This is a genomic window from Roseibium sp. RKSG952 (assembly GCF_009711355.1).
Genome location: NZ_SMMF01000074.1, coordinates 1 through 238, shown reverse-complemented (window position 1 = coordinate 238; position 238 = coordinate 1). Strand labels below are relative to the sequence as shown.

The following is a 238-nucleotide window of genomic DNA, read 5'->3' as shown; positions in this document are numbered from 1 at the left end:
TGCCGGTGACTTGCGCACGGTGATGGCCATATCCCGTGCCATGATCGATCTTTATTGCGACAGCTACAGGACCGCGCCAAAGTCAATCACGCTCGACATCGACGACACGTTTGATGCCGCTCACGGCAGCCAGCAGCTGACATTCTGGAACGGCTTTCACGGCGAGCGCGGCTTTGCGCCGATCCATGTCTACGAGGCGGAAACCGGGCGTCCTGTTGCCTTTGTCTTGCGTCCGGCC

At 60.1% G+C, this 238-nt stretch carries 1 protein-coding gene; it reads left to right on the top strand.

The features are described 5' to 3' along the window. On the top strand, window positions 1-238 hold a 238-nt coding region (locus E1297_RS00180; protein ID WP_244327573.1), incomplete at both ends, for a transposase.